Origin of the sequence: Bradyrhizobium betae, assembly GCF_050632175.1 — a bacterium.
GTDB lineage: Bacteria > Pseudomonadota > Alphaproteobacteria > Rhizobiales > Xanthobacteraceae > Bradyrhizobium > Bradyrhizobium betae_B.
Window position 1 is genome coordinate 4534535 of sequence record NZ_CP192576.1, and the last position, 19280, is coordinate 4553814.

At 65.4% G+C, this 19280-nt stretch carries 21 protein-coding genes and 1 pseudogene; 9 read left to right on the top strand and 13 right to left on the bottom strand.

All coding sequences use genetic code 11. From position 1 onward, the window contains the following. Positions 1-22: 22 nt before the first annotated feature. Positions 23-1078 carry a LysR family transcriptional regulator gene (locus ACQ86E_RS21865; protein WP_431201754.1) on the bottom strand — a complete coding sequence of 352 codons (1056 nt, stop codon included), beginning with the start codon at positions 1076-1078 and terminating at the stop codon, positions 23-25. Here ACQ86E_RS21865 and ACQ86E_RS21870 point away from each other — a divergent pair. From ACQ86E_RS21870 to ACQ86E_RS21885, 4 genes are read left to right on the top strand one after another with little or no spacing between them, the layout of a single operon-like run. After that, positions 1035-2273, top strand: a complete 1239-nt coding sequence (locus tag ACQ86E_RS21870; RefSeq protein WP_431201755.1) for an NAD(P)/FAD-dependent oxidoreductase — start codon at positions 1035-1037, stop codon at positions 2271-2273. The two genes, ACQ86E_RS21865 and ACQ86E_RS21870, sit on opposite strands and share 44 nt — an antisense overlap. Next, positions 2270-3892 (top strand): hydantoinase/oxoprolinase family protein, encoded by a 1623-nt coding sequence (locus tag ACQ86E_RS21875; RefSeq protein WP_431201756.1) that lies wholly within the window; start codon positions 2270-2272, stop codon positions 3890-3892. The genes ACQ86E_RS21870 and ACQ86E_RS21875 overlap by 4 nt, the downstream gene beginning before the upstream one ends. Beyond that, on the top strand, positions 3892-5526 hold the full coding sequence (locus ACQ86E_RS21880; RefSeq protein ID WP_431201757.1) for a hydantoinase B/oxoprolinase family protein: 1635 nt from the start codon (positions 3892-3894) through the stop codon (positions 5524-5526). Before ACQ86E_RS21875 ends, ACQ86E_RS21880 begins: the two co-directional genes overlap by 1 nt. After that, positions 5523-6509 (top strand): Bug family tripartite tricarboxylate transporter substrate binding protein, encoded by a 987-nt coding sequence (locus ACQ86E_RS21885; RefSeq protein ID WP_431201758.1) that lies wholly within the window; start codon positions 5523-5525, stop codon positions 6507-6509. Before ACQ86E_RS21880 ends, ACQ86E_RS21885 begins: the two co-directional genes overlap by 4 nt. An 80-nt stretch (positions 6510-6589) precedes the next feature. Here the strand turns inward: ACQ86E_RS21885 and ACQ86E_RS21890 are convergent, their stop codons facing one another. The 4 genes from ACQ86E_RS21890 to ACQ86E_RS21905 form a co-directional block, all read right to left on the bottom strand. Continuing rightward, positions 6590-7126, bottom strand: a complete 537-nt coding sequence (locus tag ACQ86E_RS21890) for an RNA polymerase sigma factor (RefSeq protein ID WP_431201759.1) — start codon at positions 7124-7126, stop codon at positions 6590-6592. Continuing rightward, entirely contained in the window at positions 7123-7338 is a 216-nt protein-coding gene (locus ACQ86E_RS21895; RefSeq protein ID WP_431201760.1) for a YgaP family membrane protein, read from the bottom strand. The genes ACQ86E_RS21890 and ACQ86E_RS21895 overlap by 4 nt, the downstream gene beginning before the upstream one ends. Positions 7339-7414: 76 nt before the next feature. After that, positions 7415-8107 (bottom strand): NrsF family protein, encoded by a 693-nt coding sequence (locus tag ACQ86E_RS21900; RefSeq protein ID WP_431201761.1) that lies wholly within the window; start codon positions 8105-8107, stop codon positions 7415-7417. Further along, complete coding sequence (locus ACQ86E_RS21905) at positions 8104-8736, bottom strand: RNA polymerase sigma factor (RefSeq protein WP_431201762.1); 633 nt, start codon at positions 8734-8736, stop codon at positions 8104-8106. Before ACQ86E_RS21905 ends, ACQ86E_RS21900 begins: the two co-directional genes overlap by 4 nt. A 197-nt stretch (positions 8737-8933) precedes the next feature. Here ACQ86E_RS21905 and ACQ86E_RS21910 point away from each other — a divergent pair, with 197 nt between their 5' ends. Both ACQ86E_RS21910 and ACQ86E_RS21915 read left to right on the top strand, forming a co-directional pair. Further along, a complete protein-coding gene (locus tag ACQ86E_RS21910; RefSeq protein ID WP_431201763.1) occupies positions 8934-9326 on the top strand; it encodes a thioredoxin family protein in 393 nt (130 codons plus the stop codon). Positions 9327-9374: 48 nt separating this feature from the next. Continuing rightward, complete coding sequence (locus tag ACQ86E_RS21915; protein WP_431201764.1) at positions 9375-10097, top strand: cytochrome c biogenesis CcdA family protein; 723 nt, start codon at positions 9375-9377, stop codon at positions 10095-10097. 98 nt (positions 10098-10195) lie between these two features. Here ACQ86E_RS21915 and ACQ86E_RS21920 read toward each other — a convergent pair whose 3' ends face one another. The 8 genes from ACQ86E_RS21920 to ACQ86E_RS21955 form a co-directional block, all read right to left on the bottom strand. Then, positions 10196-10522 (bottom strand): antibiotic biosynthesis monooxygenase family protein, encoded by a 327-nt coding sequence (locus ACQ86E_RS21920; RefSeq protein ID WP_431201765.1) that lies wholly within the window; start codon positions 10520-10522, stop codon positions 10196-10198. 109 nt (positions 10523-10631) lie between these two features. After that, on the bottom strand, positions 10632-11141 hold the full coding sequence (locus ACQ86E_RS21925; RefSeq protein ID WP_431201766.1) for a YkgB family protein: 510 nt from the start codon (positions 11139-11141) through the stop codon (positions 10632-10634). A 471-nt stretch (positions 11142-11612) separates the two neighbouring features. Further along, positions 11613-11822 carry a DUF2158 domain-containing protein gene (locus tag ACQ86E_RS21930; protein ID WP_166474320.1) on the bottom strand — a complete coding sequence of 70 codons (210 nt, stop codon included), beginning with the start codon at positions 11820-11822 and terminating at the stop codon, positions 11613-11615. Between the two features lie 367 nt (positions 11823-12189). Continuing rightward, positions 12190-12948 carry an HAD family hydrolase gene (locus tag ACQ86E_RS21935; RefSeq protein WP_431201767.1) on the bottom strand — a complete coding sequence of 253 codons (759 nt, stop codon included), beginning with the start codon at positions 12946-12948 and terminating at the stop codon, positions 12190-12192. Then, a complete protein-coding gene (hemF, locus tag ACQ86E_RS21940) occupies positions 12939-13826 on the bottom strand; it encodes an oxygen-dependent coproporphyrinogen oxidase (RefSeq protein ID WP_431206532.1) in 888 nt (295 codons plus the stop codon). The genes ACQ86E_RS21935 and hemF overlap by 10 nt, the downstream gene beginning before the upstream one ends. A gap of 16 nt (positions 13827-13842) precedes the next feature. Then, positions 13843-14208 carry a 6-pyruvoyl trahydropterin synthase family protein gene (locus ACQ86E_RS21945; RefSeq protein ID WP_431201768.1) on the bottom strand — a complete coding sequence of 122 codons (366 nt, stop codon included), beginning with the start codon at positions 14206-14208 and terminating at the stop codon, positions 13843-13845. A 15-nt stretch (positions 14209-14223) separates the two neighbouring features. Then, positions 14224-14856, bottom strand: a complete 633-nt coding sequence (gene queE / locus ACQ86E_RS21950; RefSeq protein ID WP_431201769.1) for a 7-carboxy-7-deazaguanine synthase — start codon at positions 14854-14856, stop codon at positions 14224-14226. 10 nt (positions 14857-14866) lie between these two features. Continuing rightward, positions 14867-15334, bottom strand: a complete 468-nt coding sequence (locus tag ACQ86E_RS21955; RefSeq protein WP_431201770.1) for a tRNA (cytidine(34)-2'-O)-methyltransferase — start codon at positions 15332-15334, stop codon at positions 14867-14869. A 277-nt stretch (positions 15335-15611) separates the two neighbouring features. On the opposite strand from ACQ86E_RS21955, the pseudogene petA reads away from it, so the two are divergent. The 3 genes and pseudogenes from petA to ACQ86E_RS21970 all read left to right on the top strand — a co-directional run bounded on the left by petA (position 15612) and on the right by ACQ86E_RS21970 (position 19085). Beyond that, positions 15612-16140 (top strand): annotated as a pseudogene (petA, locus tag ACQ86E_RS21960) (ubiquinol-cytochrome c reductase iron-sulfur subunit). A gap of 62 nt (positions 16141-16202) precedes the next feature. After that, complete coding sequence (gene fbcH / locus ACQ86E_RS21965) at positions 16203-18266, top strand: cytochrome b/c1 (protein ID WP_431201771.1); 2064 nt, start codon at positions 16203-16205, stop codon at positions 18264-18266. Positions 18267-18410: 144 nt separating this feature from the next. Continuing rightward, entirely contained in the window at positions 18411-19085 is a 675-nt protein-coding gene (locus ACQ86E_RS21970; RefSeq protein ID WP_431201772.1) for a dienelactone hydrolase family protein, read from the top strand. Positions 19086-19280: the final 195 nt, after the last annotated feature.

Below are 19280 nucleotides of genomic sequence, written 5' to 3' on the forward strand. Positions count from 1 at the left end.
ACGCAATTGGCGCGTCGTCGTTTCATGCCTCGCTGCGGGCCGCGCTGCGCAGCAGCTTGACGAATGCCTCCGCGGGCGGCGAGAGCACGAGTCCCCGCCGTTGATAGATATAGTAGCGGCGGCGGATGTCCGGCGCGCGCAGCTTGATGAAACGCACGTCGAAATTCGGCGCGAACAGCCGTCCGTAGTCGGGAACGGCGGCAAGGCCGGTCCCGACGCCCACCAGCGCCAGAGCGGTGGTCAGATATTTGACCTCGACGGCGGTCTGCATGGACAGCGAGCTGTCATGCGCATGCAGCAGGCTCTCAAGGTGCCGGTTGAACTCGCTGGAATAGATCACCCAGCGCTCGTCGCGCAGTTTCTTCCACGACACGGCGCGTTGCTGCGCCAGCGGGTGCTTCGCCGAGCAGACCACGCGGATCGGCACATCCATCAGGAACGTGCTGGTGACATCCTCGCCGGTGGCGCGCTCGGGGCCGACGCCCAGTTCCGCCTCGCCCCGGCGCACGATGCTCACCACCTCGTCCGCCATCGCGTCGGTGACGCGCAGGCCGACATCCGGATGGGCCCGCTCGAATTCGCCCAGCACCGCCGCGACCCAGGTGCAGGCCAGCATCTGCGGCGCGACCACACGGAGCAGGCCAGTGCGAAGCGAGCGAAGGTCCGAAGCGCCCTCCGCGATCTGTTGCAAATCGTCCAGGATGCGGCGCGCCAGCGGCAGCAATTGCTCGCCGGCCGCCGTCAACAACACGGCCGCGCCGCGGTCGAACAGCTTCAGCCCGAGGGTTTCCTCAAGCTGCTGAACCAGCATGCTGACGGCCGACTGCGTCAGGTTGATCTGCCGCGCCGCCGCGGTGAAGCTGCCCGCGCGAGCGACCGCGGCAAAGGCGCGCATCTGACGCAGGCTGAGAGTGGAGAGAACGGGGGCCGCATCATAGATCCTCGCGCGAATGGACCGATTATCAGAAAACCTGATGATCGTATGAAAAGAATTGGCTTGTGTGATGGGGGAATTATTTTTCACAATTCCTCCCATGCACATTGTGGTCATAGGAACCGGAATCGTCGGCGCGTGCACCGCGGCCTGGCTGCAGCGCGACGGCCATGCGGTGACGTTCGTCGATCCGCTGGACGCGGGCGAAGCCTGCTCGTTCGGCAATGCCGGCTCGCTGTCGCCCAGCGCCTGCCTGCCGGTGGGCATGCCGGGCATGTGGAAGAAGGTCCCGCGCTGGCTGCTCGACCCGTTGGGGCCGTTGACGGTGCGCTGGCCGTATGCGCCGCTGGTGGCGCCTTGGCTGCTGCGCATGCTGCGTCATTCGTCGCGCGAAGAGGTGACGCGTATCGCCACCGCGCTGCGTTCGCTGCTGGCGCCGATCTTCGATTGCTACGATCCGCTGCTCGCCCATGCCGATGCGCGCGAGTTGGTGCGGCGGAGCGGCTGCCTGTATGTCTTTTCCTCGCGCGAGACGGCGGCCCAGTGGGCCTGGGGCATGAACCTTCGGCGATCGCTCGGCGTGCGGATGCTGGACGTGGAGCAGGACGAGCTGGAAAGCCTCGAGCCGGACCTGAAGGGGCGTTTTCGCTTCGGCATTCTGGCGCCCGACAACGGTTCGACGTCCGACCCGTCCGCCCTCGTCAAGGCGATCTACAATCGCTGCATTGCCGACGGAGCGCGTCACGTCGGCGACCGCGTCCGCGGGTTCGAGCGTCAGGGCCGGCGCGTCACGGCGGTGAAATTGGAGCGCGGCGAGCCGCTGGCGGCGGACGGCGTGGTGGTCGCGGCCGGGGCCTGGTCGGGGCCGTTGGCAGCAATGCTAGGCAGCCCGGTGATGCTGGAGACCCAGCGCGGTTACCACGTCACCGTGCAGAGCTCGAACCTGGCCCTGCGCCACACCGTGATGGCGGTGGAGCACAATCTGATGGTCAACCCGATGGCCATGGGCCTTCGGCTCGCCGGCACGGTTGAATTCGCCGGCCTGAAAGCGCCGCCGAACATGGCGCGCGCCGACGCTCTGCTGCGCCAGGGACAGCAACTGTTCCCGCACCTCGATACATCGTCCGTCACGCGCTGGATGGGCCATCGTCCCTGTCATCCGGACAGCCTTCCCGTGGTCGGTCCGGTCCGCGCGGCCGACAACGCCTGGCTCGCCTTCGGCCACGGCCACATGGGCATGTGCATGGGTGCGGCGACCGGCCGCGAGATCGCGCACCTGGTGGCCGGACGCCCGACGCAGGTGGATTTGACGCCGTTTTCGCCGGAGCGATTCCGTTGAACGCGTCCTGGTCGCTCGCCTTGGACATGGGTGGCACCTTCATCGATGCGGTGGCCTTGCGCAGCGACGGGCACATCACGGCGCTCAAACATCCGCGCGCCGGACGGAGGCTGGCGGAGCCGGTCGTCGAGGCGCTCGATCAATTGTGTGCGCAGCCCGGCATCGGGCCCGGCGACATCGACCGCGTGGTGCACGGCTCCACCGTGATCACCAATCTGCTGCTGGAGTTGAACGAGCCGCCGGTGGCCCTCGTGCTGACGCGCGGCATGCGCGACGTGCCGGTCCTGGCGCGCCAGAACCGCAAGGAGCTGTATCAGCCGGTGATCGCGCCGGCCTTGCCGGAAGCCAAGCTGTTTCCGGAGCCGTTGCGTTTCGAGATCGGCGGGCGGATCGATGCCGAAGGGCGCGAGGTCGAGCCGCTTGATCTCGCGGCCGTGGACGCCATTGCGGATGGGGTGCGCGCGGCCAGCGTGCGCACGCTGGCGATCGGCTTGTTGTTCTCGCACCGCAATCCGGCGCATGAGCGCGCGCTATGCGCTGCGTTGCGGGCGCGCCTCCCGGGTCTGTACGTCTCCCTGTCCAGCGACGTCGACCCGCAGCCGCGGGAGTTCGAACGCTGGCTGACCACGGCGCTGGACGCCTATGCCAAGCCGTTGGCCGCGGATTATCTGCACGCGTTGGCTGAGGCGCTGAAAGTGCGCGGTCTGCCGGCGCTGCGCCTGATGCGATCGGCCGGCGGCACTGCCCCTTGGCGCGATCTCGCCGAGCAGCCGATCGGCCTTGCCATGTCCGGTCCCTGCGCGGCGCTGCAGGGCGTGGCGGCCTGCCTCGGAACCTCCGGTCCTGCGATCGTTCTGGATATCGGCGGCACCAGCGCCGACATCAGCATCCTCCTCGACGGCAGGCCGACCTTTACCGATGCGCTGGAATGCGGCGGCCTGCCGGTCCGCCAGCGCTGCGCGGACATCACGTCCATCGGCATCGGCGGCGGCAGCGTCGTGTCGGTGCTGCCGGGCGGCGCGCTGCGCCTCGGTCCGCGCTCGCAAGGCGCCTGGCCCGGGCCCGCCGCCTTTGGTCTGGGCGGTGACTTGCCGACGCTGAGCGATGCGCTGTGCGTGCTGGACCGACTGCCGGCCCGATTGGCCGGCGGGATGGCGCTGGACCGTGCCGCCGCGCAAGCCGCGCTCGGCGATGTCGCCGCTGCGCTCAGTCTGTCGGTGGCTCGCACAGCCGAGGCCGTCGTGAGCGCGGCTGCCGCCGGCATGGCGGAGGCGCTCAAGACTCATGCCTTCCAGCGCAACCTCGATCCGGCGGACGCGGTGCTCGTCGCCATCGGCGGCGGTGGTGCGCAGCATGCGGCCGAGATCGCCGAACTCGCTGGCATGCGCCGCGTGCTGGTGATGCCGCACGCAGGCGTGATGGCGGCGCTGGGCATGCTCTGCAGTCCGGACGAGGGCGACGTCCGCCTTGCCGCGAGCGGAAGCCCGTGGGGTTCGCTGCCGCCGCAAGGCGAGGGGCCGTATTCACTGTTCACGCCGATGACCACCGCCTTTGTGCCGGCGGGCTGGTCGTGGCGGATCACGCCGGATCAGACGCTGACGCTGGAGGCGAGGGCTTGATGTCGCGCGCGGGCGACCTTGCACCCGATCAGGCCATCGCGCTCCGGATGGAGCCGCTGCGCTTGGCGCTACAGGGCACGGCCGACCGCATGCAGGACGGCATGATGCGCGCCGCCGTGTCGTCCATCGCCCGCGAGAGCGGCGACTGTGCCGCGGCGCTGTTCCTGCCGGACGGACGGTTGCTGGCTCAGGCGCGCTCGCTGCCGCTGTTGCTGGGATCGCTGATCCCGGCCGTTTCAGGCGTGCTCGCGCGCTTTCCGCTTCACACCATGTCGGAGGGCGACGCCTATCTGCTTAACGACCCCTGGTCCGGCGGCACGCATTTGCCGGATCTCGCTTTGGTCCACCCGATTTTCCACGACGGCCACGTGATCGCGTTGGCGGCGGCCAATCTGCACCATCAGGATGTCGGCGGCATGGCCGCCGGCTCGATCCCGCCGGATGCGACCGACGTGTATCAGGAGGGCCTGCGCCTGCCGCCGGTACGGTGGCGTAGCGCCGAGGGTATTCTGCCAGACATCGACGCCATCCTGGCCGCCAATTCGCGCACGCCCGACAATTTGCGCGGCGATCTGCACGCGCAGTGGACGGCGCTGACGCAAGGCGCGCGCGAGTTGAAACAGATCGCGCGTCACACCGGCCCCCGTTTCCCCGAGGTGTGCGATGCCCTGATCGCGCAGACCGAACGCATGACCCGCGCGGCCCTGAGTGCCGCACCCGACGGCGAATGGAGCTGGCGCGATCAACTCGACGGCGACGGCGTGGACACCGCGCCTGTCGCCATCGCGGTGAGCTTGCGCAAGCAGGGTGATGCGCTGGTGATCGACTTCGATGGAACCGCGCCGCAGGTGCGGGGACCGCTCAACGCCTCGCCGGCGGCGATGCTGTCGGCGGCCCTGTTTTTCATGCGCACGCTGGCGCCGGAAGCACCGAACAATGCCGGTTGCCTCGCCCCGCTCACGCTGAAGCTGCCGGCCGGCAGCCTGGTCAATCCGGCGCTGCCGGCGGCGGTCAATGCGCGCACCGCAACCGTGAAGCTTGCGTGCAACGCCATTCTGGGTGCCTGGTCGCAGGCGGCCAGCGGGACCGGCGTGGCGCCGCATGCCGGCGTTGCCACCGTGCTCGCGCTCAGCGGCACGCGGACGGACGGGCGGCGCTGGATGTTCACCGAGATCATTGCCAGCGGCGCCGGCGCCAGCGTCGACGCGCCCGGCCGCGCCGGGGTTTCCACCGACGTCGGCAATGCGCGCAACACGCCCGTGGAAGTGATCGAGGCCGAAGCGCCGTTGCGTGTCGAATGCTACGAGATCCGCCGCGGCAGCGGCGGCGCCGGCCGGCAGTGCGGCGGCGACGGCGTGCGACGCGCCTATCGCTTGCTCGAAGGGCAAGGCTGGATCGCCTATCGCGGCGAGCGCCACGTCGGCCGTGCGCGGGGCGCCCAGGGTGGCGAGGCCGGTGCAAATTCGGTGGCCCGGGTCTTGCGTGTGGACGGGGCGATCGAGCTCCTGCCTGCGCGCGCCCGCATCGCGTGGTCCGCCGGCGATCTGCTGATCATCGAAACCGCCGGCGGAGGCGGCTGGGGGCATCTCGCTCCCGCCGACTCCGCCATCCCACCCGCAAGGAGTTGCCCATGATCCGTTTCCCGATTTCGCGCCGTGCGACGCTGGCGCTCGCCAGCCTCGCGATGCTGCTGCCTGCGCCGGGTCACGCGCAGGCAACCTACCCGAACAAGGCGATCCACATCGTCGTGCCGTTCGCGCCCGGCGGCAGCACCGACGTGCTGGCGCGGCGTCTGGGAGACAAGCTCGCCGCCGCCTGGGGCCAGCCGGTCGTGGTCGACAATCGCCCCGGCGCCGGCGGTGCCATAGGCGCCGACTTCGTCGCCAAATCCGCACCCGACGGCTACACCCTGCTGGCGGGCGTCACCGGCAGCAACGCCATCGCGCAGTCGCTGTACCCCAAATTGCCCTACGACGTGATCAAGGACTTCGCGCCGCTGACGATGATGGTGAGTGCGCCGCTGGTGCTGGCCGTCAACCCCGAGGTGAAGGCGAACAATGCGGCCGAGTTTCTCGCTTTGGCGAAGTCGAAACCGGATGCGCTGAGTTTCGGCTCGGCCGGCAACGGCACGTCGATGCATCTCACCGGCGAGATGTACAAGCAGGTGACTGGTGTCTCGATGGTGCACGTTCCCTACCGCGGCAGCGCCGCCATGCTCACCGACCTCATGGGCGGTCAGATCCAGGTCACGTTCGGCGACGTCCTGGTGCTGATGCCGCAGATCCAGGCCGGAAAAATTCGCGCGCTGGCCGTGACCTCGAAAACGAGGCACCCGCTGCTGCCTGATGTGCCGACGCTGGATGAAACCGGACTGAAGGGTTTCGAGGCGCTGTCCTGGCAAGGCTTGTTCGCGCCGGCCGGCACGCCGCCCGAGGTGGTCGAGAAGCTGAGCGCGGAAGTGAACAAGGCCATGCAGTCGCCCGACATCAAGGACTACTTTGCCGCGCAGGGCTTCATCATCCAGGGCTCGACGCCCGAGGCCTTCAAGGCCTTCGTCGCGAGCGAAGTGGAGAAGTGGACGCCGATCGTGAAGAACTCGGGCGCGCAGGTGAATTGAGCCAGCGCCGGCGCGGCGCGGTCCCGTCTGAAATAACGAGTTGAGGTGGCATTGCCGGACTGTCACCTCGGCTTTCCCTATCAGGTCATCGATGCCAGATATCCGCCGGCGAGCAGGTGCTCACGCACCAATGAACGCGCCCTGTGCAGGCGGCTCTTGACGGCCTCGATCGAAATGCCGAGTTGTTCGGCCGTTTCCGGCGCCGTCAACTCGTCGACGTCGCGCATGATCAGTATCTTGCGATACGGTTCCGGGAGCGCCGCAATGGCCGTCACGAGGTCCTTGCGAAGCGCCAGCGGCAGCGGCTCCTGCCGCAGCACCGCGTCCATCGTCTCATCGAGCGCCTGCAGTTTGTCGCGCGCATGATACAACCGATAGCATTCACGCTCGATGATCCGGAACAGCCACGACGCGAACGTGGCTGCCGTTCTCAACGCCCCGATCTTGCGGTAGAGCTGCCACAACGCAATCTGCACCGCGTCTTCAGCATCCTCGCGGGTTGAGCACGTCCGCCGCGCGAAGCGACGCAGGTCCGGCTGGCACACGACGAGCAGTTCCTCGACGGCCGCGGAATCGCCGCCGCACGCTGCCTCGACGAGCTTGGGCTCGGCGATCACGTATCGGTCCCAATGTATCTTCGGCCCACCATGGCGCACATCGGACAAAACCCGACGAAACCGGTGACGGCGAACACGATGCCCATGGCGACACCGATCCAGGTCATCAGGAGGCTCGGCCCGTAGAGATAGGCCAGGCCGGCCACCATGATACCCATGGCGATGCGGATCGCGCGTTCCGGTCCGGGAAGATTGGTCTTGAAGTACATCATTTGATCGCCCTCTTGGTCAGGTTCAGACATCAAGAGGGGCAAAATTCGCAAAAGGGTTCGCTGCCCAAAATATAAATCATCGCCGCCTGGCAAGCTGCGACGGAAGCGCCGGCATGATTCGGGCCGAGACCCAGTCGAGTGCGGTCAGGCCAAACGCGCTCGCCAGGCCGGCGATCAAGGCGGCCATGCCGAGATTCCAGATGAGGATCATGATCGTTGCATCGAGATCATGGAGCAGCGCCAGCGCAAACGACGTCATGGCGGCAATCGCCAGCCCTCCGGCCGCGCTCACGGCCATCGGCCGCAGCGGGGCTGCGTGGCGAAGCATGACCAGCATCGCAAGTGAAATCGGTATGCTGTTCAGCAGCAGGGTGGCGAAACAGCGCACGGCTTCGCCCATGCGAACGCCGTCGGCGCTCATGCTGACCCAGTCCGTCAGGCATCCGTAGCCGATCGTCGACACCCACACCGCGAGCGCCGGCAGCGGAAGCAGGAGCCATCGGCGCGAACTACCGGGCACACCGAGCTTGAACGCCGCCAGTGCGGCAAGGGCGGCGGTCGAGAGCGTACCGATCATGCCGACGACAAAAACAGGTTGCTGCAATCGGCCCGCCAGGTCCGGCCGCACGCCGTGAGCAAGGCAAAGCAGTCCCAGCAGTGCGGCGGCGAGCGCGAGCCAGATGCCGGCGCGAACCGATGGCGGACGCAGGCGGCGAACCGGGGTTGCCGAATCCGCGAGCACCGCGATGAGGTCGGATGTCTTCCTCATGTGGACTCGCCTTTCAGCAGTTTGCGCAGGTTCTTGATGGCGCGATGGGTCGCGACCTTCAACGCCGCGATAGACCGGCCGCTGGCCAATGAGGCTTCCTTGAGCGACATTTCGTTGAGCTTCAGCATTCTGATCGCGTCGCGTTGATCCGGCGGCAGCTTGTCGATGGCGCTTACGAGGGTGCGGTCGGGCGCCTTGTCACCGAACAGGTTCGCCGGCGCCGCGGTCGAGGTTTCATGCTCCGCCGACAATTCGACCTCGCGGCTCCGGTGTCGCATCGTGCGGCGAAGCCGATCGATGATGCGCCGGTTGGCGATGGCGACCAGCCAAGGTCCGAACGGACGTTTCGGATCGTAAGTCTGCCTGATGGAATGGACGGTGATCAGGACGTCCTGAACCGCATCCTCCATGTCGGCCGAATGGCTCAGATATCGGATCGCGATCGATCGAATGTACGGCTCGATTTCCGTCAGCAGGGCCCGATAGGAATCGCGGTCACCGTCCTGGGCGCAGGCCATGAGCTTCGACCAGTCGGACTGGCCGCGCGAGCTCCGATGTCTGTCGGTGCTGACCAGAGTGAGCCTCGGGGCACCCGGGTACGGGGGATCTTCCTTGATGCAGCCCGGCATGTTTCGGCAGTCCAGCCCGATGTGTCCCCGGTTGGATACACCTCTCCGGCCGGGCGGTGATAGGAAAGAATTTTTTAGACCGCCGCTAACCTTTTCCGGTCGGCGATCGAACCGGTTGGAGCGAAAATGAATACCGGGCTTTCCCGTAATATTCGCGGTCTTCGGGACGTACCTCCCGGGTCACCAAGGAGAACACCATGCTGAACCGCCGATCGATCCTGATTGCCTCGCTTGTCGCCGGAGCGCTGACCCTGTCGCCGGCACTGGCGGAGACCGCTCCCACATTCGACGCCAAGGCCTTCGCAGATGCCCAAAAGGCCGGAAAACCGATCCTCATCGCGATCCATGCGTCCTGGTGCCCGACCTGCAAGGCGCAGGCGCCGATCCTGAGTGAGCTCAGGGCCGATCCCAAGTTCAAGAATCTCGTCTATTTCGTGATCGACTTCGACAGCCAGAAGGATCTCGTCAACCGCTTCGGCGCCCGCATGCAATCGACCTTGATCGCCTTCAAGGGCGAAAAGGAGGAAGGCCGTTCCGTGGGCGACACCAAGCGGGACTCCATCTTCGGCTTGGCCGCCAAGTCGATCTGATCCCTCAGCTTCGCTGACGCGGTCGCGCAGCGGCTTCGAGTTGTCAACATGACGATCAGCAGCCCGATCCTGGCCTTTCTGGCCGGGATCCTTTCGATCCTGTCGCCATGCGTGCTGCCGATCCTGCCGATCGTGCTCGGCACGGCTGCCTCCGCACATCGCTGGGGACCGCTGGCACTTGCCATCGGGCTGTCCCTGTCGTTCGTCGCGATCGGATTGTTCCTGGCAACGGCCGGCCATGCGATCGGGCTCGATGCGGACCGATTGCGTTACGTTGCTGCTGCGCTGGTGATGATTGTGGGGACCGTACTGCTGGTGCCGCCTCTTCAGGCCAGGCTTGCGGCCGCGGCCGGTCCGCTCGGAAACTGGGCCGACGGCAGGCTCACACCTGAACGAACCAGCGGCCTCGCAGGGCAGTTCTGGATCGGCGCGCTTTTGGGGGCGGTTTGGAGCCCCTGCGTCGGACCCACGCTTGGCGCAGCTTCGCTGCTCGCGGCACAGGGGCAGGACCTCATTCAGGTCGCGGTGACCATGCTCGCGTTCGGCATCGGAGCGGCGCTTCCACTGCTGGGTCTGGGCTGGCTATCGAGGGAAACGATGTTGCGTTGGCGCGGCACGCTCCTGTCGGCCGGCAGCGGCATGAAATCCGCACTCGGACTCCTCTTCGTGGTCATCGGCTTTCTGATCGTGACGGGTGCCGACAAGATGCTGGAAGCGGTTCTCGTCGACGCATCGCCGGCGTGGCTGACCAACCTGACGACCACGTTCTGAACCGCCGAGAGGCTGAGCGGACGGCCCCGGTGCCCCCGTCTCGCATGCGGCTCATCCCTCGTCGCGGTTCGGAAGGGTTGTTCGTGTCCGATAGCAGTTCACCCTTGTTGCGAATGATCGAACGGACCGACCTCCCGAATAACCTTGCAAACTTCCAGGAATCCACTGACGTAAAACTCCGCGTGCCCGCGCTTCATCGTTTCGACATGCTCGGGATGGGTCCGCCAGGCCTCCAGTGCGTCCTCCGACGCAAAGCGGAAAACGGTCAATTCCTCGCCGTCATCCGATCTGAACGATTTGACAGACAGGAAGCCAGGCAGCTGGTTTACGATGCCAAACATGCGTTCTCCGAGCTTGTCGTGCTCGTCGATAGACGCATCGTGACGCAATTTCAGGTCGCCAATAACGATCACTTCTCCGATCATGCTGTCCAAGCCTCCTTTGTGAATGGATTCATCGTTCGAGCGCGAAGCCGTTGTTGTGGCCGCGGCGCGTTTAAGCGCGGCCTCGCCGGCTTTGAATGGAAAAACGACTTCAGCAAGAAGCCTGAGGCGGAGCGTTGGTGCGCAACCACAGTCCCGTTCGCGGCAACGACGCGAGAAACAGCACGACGCAGACGCACAGCAGAACGATGTCCTTGAACAGGAATTCACCTGCCAGATTCCAGGCCATCGGATCGGCCGACAAGCTCCACGTCACGACACCGGGTGTCGTGAAGAAAAAGGACCATGTGATCGCGAAAGTCATCACGCCGAGAAACGAGCCCAGGGCTGAAAGCAGTGGGTTGAACGCGCCCGCCACAAGCAGCGCGGCAATGACGAACTCTGCAACTCCCAGGAAATAGGCCTCGCCTCTCAAGCCGAATATCGACAGCCAGGAAATGAAAGGGCTGTTGGTGATGAACTGCGCGATGCCTTGCGCCGATTGCGGGGTAAATTTCTGCATTCCGAACGACACGAATATGACGACCATGACCCATCTCAAGATCGCCAGCATCCGGTAAGACCCCGCGCCGTGCTCGGCGATATTGAACGCTTCCTTCATGAGACCCCTCGCATTCTGTTGGCGCGCAGCGATCTTCTCGTTCGCAGGCCGCAGATTTCGATACGGGGGATTCCGCGTAGTGTTACGCGTCGCGCTTTCGTGGGGCGTCACGATTTTGTGTTGCGGCCACGGGAATATTGCGTGCCTCTGCTGCACGACGGCTTTGCGCGATATCCTGGACCATCGGCGAACCAGCAGCGCGCTCCCGAGGGCAAGGCGCGCTGACTGTGCTCGCCCTCACAGAGGACAAATCGTCAGATGCCGCGATGCGGCTGGGTTATCGCCCGGTCTTGTATGGGGGCCGAAGCCGCTTCCGGGCAACGAAAAGGCGAACGATGAAGGTGTCCCCTTTCGGCCCTTCGTGCCCTTGCAGCGATGCCCGCAATCGCGCCGCGACTGGCGGAATGGCGGACATCGGGTGCGCAGGAGTCGAGCACTCCGATCCAACGAGGATGCGGCCTTCAGGCCGGCCTACTCCTCGTCTTCGTCGTCTTCTTCATCCTCGTCGTCCTCGTCCAACTCTTCCAGCTGCTCGAGCACGGCGAGCGGCAGGGTCTCGCGAAACAGATCGCCTTCCACGCCCATCCAGAGACAGAGCACGTCGTCGCCCTTCACTTCGGCGACTGTGAGCGGCTGGCCGCCGGATTTCAGCATGACGATATCGCCGGCTTTTAGTTCCATGGATGGTCCTTTCAGGTTGATTGACGAGAGAAGCTAGCAGGCCGGCATGACACGCCGATCACGACTTGCGGGATCAGTGGATGTGCTGCGGCAGCGCGCATCCGCAGCCAGACTGTTGAAACATCGATAACAGAGCTTCAGGCCGGGAGCGGGACCATGACGGAGGCGATGGCGCCTGCGTGATGGGTTGCGCAGGGGCTTATCCGTCCCATGCGCCGCGATGATGACATCATGCACCTGTTTTGCCCGACGCGTCAAATGATTTCGTAAAATCAGCATCCGCGTCTGCGCTCGCGGCAACCCATTGATTTTGCGGCAGCCGGCTACTGTGCATGGGGTTGTTTTCGATGTTTGTGTCGGGCCGTGGCTAGACCTGGCTTGGCACCAGTTCGGTCAGCGAGCGGATGATGCGGTCGGGCTTGACCGTGGAGCCCGCTGGCAGGCCGTCGCCATGCACATCGATCCAGATCGAATAGATGCCGAGGCGTTGCGGCGTCACGACTTCCCATTCCAGATTGTCGCCGATCATCCAGGTGTCCGCAGGCGTGACGCCGAGCGTGTCCATCGCGTGCAGATAGGCGCGCTCCTCCGGCTTGCCGAAGCCGTGCTCGCCCTCGATCTGGATGTGGTCGAAGCGATGCGCCAGTTCGAAGCGCTCGACCTTGGCGCGCTGCATGTCGGCGGCGCCGTTGGTGACCAGAGCGAGCTTGACGCCGTGCGCCTTGAAGGCGTCGATCGCATCATGCGCGCCGGGGAAGACGAAGATCGCTTCTTCGCGGTAGGTGGTGAAGCGGTTGGCGAGGCGATCGGCGAGTTCGTCGGGGAGGGCGCGGTGGCCATTGGCGGCGAGCGCGGCGAAACCGCCGCGCACCGTGAGCCTCCGCGCCTCGCCAAGCTTCATCCGCCACGCAGCCCCCGCATTCGCCCAGAAGCCTCGCGCATAGGCGAGCACCGCGGTCGCAACCTCGCGCGGCGGCAGTGGGGCGAGTTCCTCGGCAAATTCCTCCGCGATCGTGTTCCAGGCGATCTCGGGCCGGCCATAGGCCGACAGGATGGTGTCGTCCATGTCGATCAGCATGGCGCGGGGGAGCGGCCTCTGTGCAGGCTTCATCGTCGTCATGGCCATTTCACCTCCGGCGGCAGCGACGAAAGGATCGAATCCACATTGCCGCCGGTCTTCAGCCCGAAGATGGTGCCGCGGTCGTAGAGCAGGTTGAATTCGACATAGCGGCCGCGGCGGATCAATTGCTCCTCGCGATCCTCGGCGGTCCAGGCGCTTGCGAAATTGCGCCTGACGATGTCGGGGTAGATCTTCAGGAAAGCGCGGCCGACATCCTGCGTGAAGGCGAGGTCGGCGTCCCAGTCGCCGCTGTCGTGCCAGTCGTAAAAGATCCCGCCAATGCCGCGCGCCTCTTTCCGGTGCGGCAGATAGAAATACTCGTCGCACCACTTCTTGTATTTGTCGTAGTCGGCGATGCCGTTCGGCTGGTCGCAGGCCGCTTTCATCGCGGCGTGGAAGGCGAGCGTGTCGGCATCGTCCTGGGTGCGCCGGCGGTCCAGCACCGGCGTCAGGTCAGCGCCGCCACCGAACCAGGCCTTGGTGGTGACGACGAAGCGCGTGTTCATGTGCACGGCGGGCACGTGCGGATTGCGCATGTGCGCGATCAGCGAGATGCCGGAGGCCCAGAAGCGCGGGTCTTCGGCAGCGCCCGGGATCTGCGCGCGAAACTCGGGCGCGAATTCGCCGTGCACGGTCGAGCAGTGCACGCCGACCTTCTCGAACAGGCGGCCCGACATCATCGACATCACGCCGCCGCCGCCGGCCGCGCCGCTGTGATCGGTGCGTTGCCAGGGCGCGCGTTTGAAGCGGCCGGCTTCACCGGGATAGAGACCTTGCGGTGCGTCGTCCTCGAGCCGCTCGAAACTCGCGCAGATGTCGTCGCGCAAGGATTCGAACCAGGCGCGGGCGCGGGTCTTGCGGTCTTCGATCAAGCTCGGGTCCATCGTCGATACCATGCCGTCAGCCCTGCGGACCGTAATAGGTGCAGCTCTCGTTGCAACTGTCGCGGTGGATGCTGACGCGGGTCAGGTTGCCGATATGCGCCAGCCGCTCCCAGACGAAGCGCGACAGGTTCTCCAGAGTCGGCTTGCCGAGCGCCTCGATCTTGTTGAGGAACTTGTGGTCGAGCGAAAGCCTGACGTCCTCGATCGCGCGCTGGACGAGGCCGAGATCGACCACCATGCCGGTCGCGGGGTCCGGCGTGCCGCGCACCGTCACCTCGGCGCGGAAGGAGTGGCCGTGGATCTCTTCGCTGGCGGCCCCGAACGTCGTGCCCGACAGTGAATGCGCCGCCTCGAAGCGAAACGATTTCGTCAATTCCCACATCTGTCCGTCGATGTCCTATCTGATGCCGAGCGATTTATGTGTCTGCACGCTCAGCCGCCATTGCGGATGGCGCAGGCAATAGTCGATCGCCCGCGCGGTATGTTCTGCGGCCTCCGGCCCGTCCATCGGCTGCAGCGAGAAGCGCTCGAAGGCGAAGTCTTCGAACGCTTCGGGTGCGGCGAGCGTCTGCGGATAGACCAGCTTGAGCTCGTGACCGCGGCGCACGACGAGTTCGCTGCCGCCCTTGGGGCTGACGCAGATCCAGTCGAGGCCCTCCGGCGGAGTGATGGTGCCATTGGTCTCGACGCCGATCTCGAAGCCGCGCGCGTGCAGCGCATCGACCAGCGCGGCGTCGACCTGCAGCAGCGGCTCGCCGCCGGTCAGCACAACGTAGCGGTTGCCGCCCCCGGCCGTCCATTGCGCGGCGATCGTATCGGCGAGTTCCGCGGCGGAGGCATAGCGGCCGCCGAGCGTGCCGTCGGTACCGACGAAATCCGTGTCGCAGAACTTGCAGATCGCATCCACGCGGTCGGCCTCGCGGCCGCTCCAGAGATTGCAGCCGGCGAAACGGCAGAATACCGACGCGCGTCCGGCGTGGGCGCCTTCGCCTTGCAGGGTCAGGAAGATTTCCTTGACCGCGTAACTCACTCGTCTCTCCTCAATTCGTCGCGCCCGAGGGGTTCCGGAGCTGCCGCAGCGCCTCGCCTGCGGCCATCGCCGCGGTCATGGCGACATTGAGCGACCGCAGCCCCGGCGTGATCGGAATCACCAGCCGCGCATCCGCGGCCTCGACCACAGCCTCGGTGACGCCGGCGCTCTCGCGTCCGAATAGCAGGATGTCCGACGTCTGGTAATGAAAATCGCGGTAATCGGTGGCCGCCTTGGTGGTGAACAGCAGCAACCGGGCGCCCTGTGCCGCGCGCCAGTCTTCGAATTTCGGCCAGGAATCGTGGCGGGTCACGCTGACATGGTCGAGGTAATCCATTCCCGCCCGGCGGAACAGGCGGTCGGAGAAGGGGAAGCCCGCCGGTTCGATGATATGGGCGGCCATACCCAGGCAGGCGCAAAGCCTGAGAATCGTGCCGGTGTTCTGGGCGATGTCGGGTTGGAAAAGTGCGATCTGCATGGGGAGCGGGCGGGTTGTTGAGCGCGGGAAATGTCTCAATAAAACATCGCCGGCGCGGGAATTCGTGCATTGCACGCCTCCCCGCCGTTAGCGGGCTTGCGCTCGCCCGGCAAGGGTGCCAATAGAACGATTCTGGACTGCTGTTTTCGCCTTGTTTTGGTGGGGACACGTGAAGTTCTGCCGCCGCGGGGGCCGCGGGCGCCGGCAGCCTGTTCTGGGGACCTTGGGGGCCTCCGGAGCGGTTCCACCGGTAGCATAAGAAGAAAGGGTTGGAATCGTGACGACAGCGTCTTCGGCGGACCATCCGACACGCCGTGATTTCTTATTCGTTGCAACCGGGGCAGCTGCAGCAGTAGGGCGCGGCTGCGCTCTGGCCCTTCATCTCTCAAATGAATCCCGATGCGTCGACCATCGCGGCCGGTGCCCCGATCGAGGTCGATCTCAGCCCGGTCGCCGAGGGGCAGGACATCAAGGTGTTCTGGCGCGGCAAGCCGATCTACATCAGCCACCGCACCAAGAAGCAGATCGACGAGGCGCGCGCCGTCAACGTGGCGAGCCTGCCCGATCCGCAGACCGACGAGGCCCGGGTCAAGTCCGGCCACGAGCAGTGGCTGGTCGTGATCGGCATCTGCACCCATCTCGGCTGCATCCCGATCGCTCATGAGGGCAATTACGACGGGTTCTTCTGCCCCTGCCATGGTTCGCAGTACGATTCGTCCGGCCGTATCCGTCAGGGGCCCGCGCCCGCGAACCTGCCGGTGCCGCCGTACACTTTCGTTTCCGACACCAAAATCCAGATCGGCTGAGCTTCGGACCCACGTCCGAAGCTTCGCGCCGTCTCGTCGTATTATTTCCTCAGGATCGCATCATGAGCGGACCATCCGACTACCAGCCGAGCAATCCGGCCCTGCAATGGCTCGAACGGCGCCTGCCGATCCTCGGCCTCATGCACTCTTCCTTCGTCGTCTATCCCACCCCGCGCAACCTGAACTACTGGTGGACCTTCGGCGCCATCCTCTCCTTCATGCTGGGGATGCAGATCCTGACCGGCGTGATCCTGGCGATGCACTATACGCCGCATGCCGATCTCGCCTTCAAGTCGGTCGAGCTGCTCGTCCGTGACGTCAATTACGGCTGGCTGCTGCGCAACATGCACGCCTGCGGCGCGTCGATGTTCTTCTTCGCGGTCTACATCCACATGCTGCGCGGCCTCTATTACGGCTCCTACAAGGAGCCGCGCGAGGTGTTGTGGATTCTCGGCGTCATTATCTACCTCCTGATGATGGCGACGGGCTTCATGGGCTACGTGCTGCCGTGGGGCCAGATGAGCTTCTGGGGCGCCACCGTCATCACCAATTTGTTCTCCGCCATCCCCTATGTCGGCGAGAGCATCGTGACGCTGCTGTGGGGCGGCTATTCGGTCGGCAACCCGACGCTGAACCGCTTCTTCTCGCTGCACTACCTGCTGCCGTTCCTGATCGCGGGCGTTGTCGTGCTCCACGTCTGGGCGCTGCACGTTGCCGGCCAGAACAACCCTGACGGCGTCGAGCCGAAGACGGAAAAGGACACGGTGCCGTTCACGCCGCATGCCACCATCAAGGACGGCTTCGGCGTCGCCTGCTTCCTGCTGCTCTACGCCTGGTTCATCTTCTACATGCCGAACTATCTCGGCGACGCCGACAACTACATTCCGGCAAACCCGGGCGTGACGCCGCCGCACATCGTGCCGGAATGGTATTACCTGCCGTTCTACGCGATCCTGCGCTCGATCCCGAACAAGCTCGCGGGCGTGATCGGGATGTTCTCGGCGATCATCGTGCTGGTTTTCCTGCCCTGGCTCGATGCCGCCAAGACACGGTCGTCGAAGTACCGTCCGCTTGCCAAGCAGTTCTTCTGGATCTTCGTCGCGGTCTGCATCCTGCTCGGCTATCTCGGTGCGCAGCCGCCGGAAGGCATCTACGTGATCGCCGGCCGGGTCCTGACGATCTGCTACTTTGCCTACTTCCTGATCGTGCTGCCGCTGCTCTCGCGCATCGAGACGCCGCGACCGGTGCCGAACTCGATCTCGGAGGCGATCCTCGCCAACAGCGGCAAGGCCGTCGCGTCCGTCGCGGTCATGCTCGTTGCCGCCGGCGCGCTATTGCTCGGCAGCCTCGGGGATGCCCGCGCCTCCGAAGGCAGCGACAAGCCGCCAGGCAACAAATGGTCGTTTGCCGGTCCCTTCGGCCACTACGACCGCGGTGCGCTCCAGCGCGGCCTGAAGGTCTACAAAGAAGTCTGCTCCAGCTGCCATGGCCTGTCCTACATCGCCTTCCGCAACCTGGCGGAAGCCGGCGGGCCCGGCTATTCGGTCGCGCAGGCGGCGGCCTTCGCCTCCGAGTACAAGGTCAAGGACGGCCCGAACGATTCCGGTGACATGTTCGAGCGTCCGGGCCGGCCTGCGGACTATTTCCCCTCGCCATTCCCGAACGAGCAGGCGGCCCGTGCGGCCAACGGCGGAGCGGCGCCGCCCGATTTGTCGCTGATCACCAAGGCGCGGTCTTACGGCCGCGGCTTCCCCTGGTTCATCTTCGACTTCTTCACCCAGTACCAGGAGCAGGGCCCGGACTACGTCTCGGCGGTGCTGCAGGGCTTTGACGATCACGTGCCGGAGGGTGTGACCATTCCGGAGGGGTCCTACTACAACAAGTACTTCCCGGGCCACGCCATCAAGATGCCGAAGCCGCTCAGCGACGGCCAGGTGACTTATGACGATGGGTCTCCGACCACGGTCGCGCAATACTCGAAGGACGTTACCACGTTCCTGATGTGGACCGCCGAACCGCACATGGAAGCGCGCAAGCGCCTCGGCTTCCAGGTCTTCATCTTCCTGCTCATCTTCGCCGGCCTGATGTACTTCACCAAGAAGAAGGTCTGGGCCAGCTCGCACTGAGCGGCGCGCGACGAGAACCGGAAAAGCCCCCGCGAGGGGGCTTTTTTGTTGCACACGCGCGTGTGTTGTCCGGCGCGATTGCCTATCGTGCTTGCAACAGCCAAAATAGCTGCAACTGCTCCCCACCAATCGTCGGAGGACACCATGGGAACCGCGATCACCTTCAAGCGCCCGGACGGCAAGGACGCGTCGGGCTATCTCGCCAACGCCGCTCGCGGCAATGCGCCGGGCGTCGTCGTGATCCAGGAATGGTGGGGCCTGTCGGACCAGATCAAGGGTCTGTGCGATCGCTTTGCGCTGGCCGGTTTCGATGCGCTGGCGCCCGATCTCTACAAGGGCAAGGTGGTGCCGTATCACGACACGGACGCCGCCGGCAAAGAGATGAACTCGCTCGACTTCATGGACGCCACCATGCAGACCGTGCGCGGCGCCACGCAATACCTGTCGCGCAACGGCGCCAAGGTCGGGCTGACTGGCTTCTGCCTCGGCGGCGCCGTCACGATCATCGGCTCGGTGCATGTGCCGGAGCTGTCAGCCGGTGTCGTGTTCTACGGCATCCCGCCGGAGCAGGCGGCCAAGCCCGCCGACGTCAAGATCCCGCTCCAGGCCCATTTCGCCAACAAGGACGACTGGTGCACGCCGGAGCTGGTCAACGGCTTCGAAAAGGCGATGAAGGCCGCCGGCAAGTCACTGGAGCTGTTCCGCTATGACGCCGAACACGCCTTCGTCAACGAGCAGCGCCAGTCCGTGCACGACCGCGAAGCCGCCGAACTCGCCTGGGGCAGGGCGACGGAGTTTTTCCGGAAACATCTGGGGTAGGGGAGCTTTGTCGCCAGGATGGAGCGAAGTGTAATTCGGCGTTGTCTCGTCGTCGCACGAACCCCGGATTGCGCTTCGCTCCATCCGGCCTACGGCACCGGCTCCCCACCCTTGACGCCGCTCCCGCGCCATGGTGAGTATCCGGCCATGAGCACCGTCGTCCGCCCAACCCGTCTTTGGTGGCGCACCTCCTGA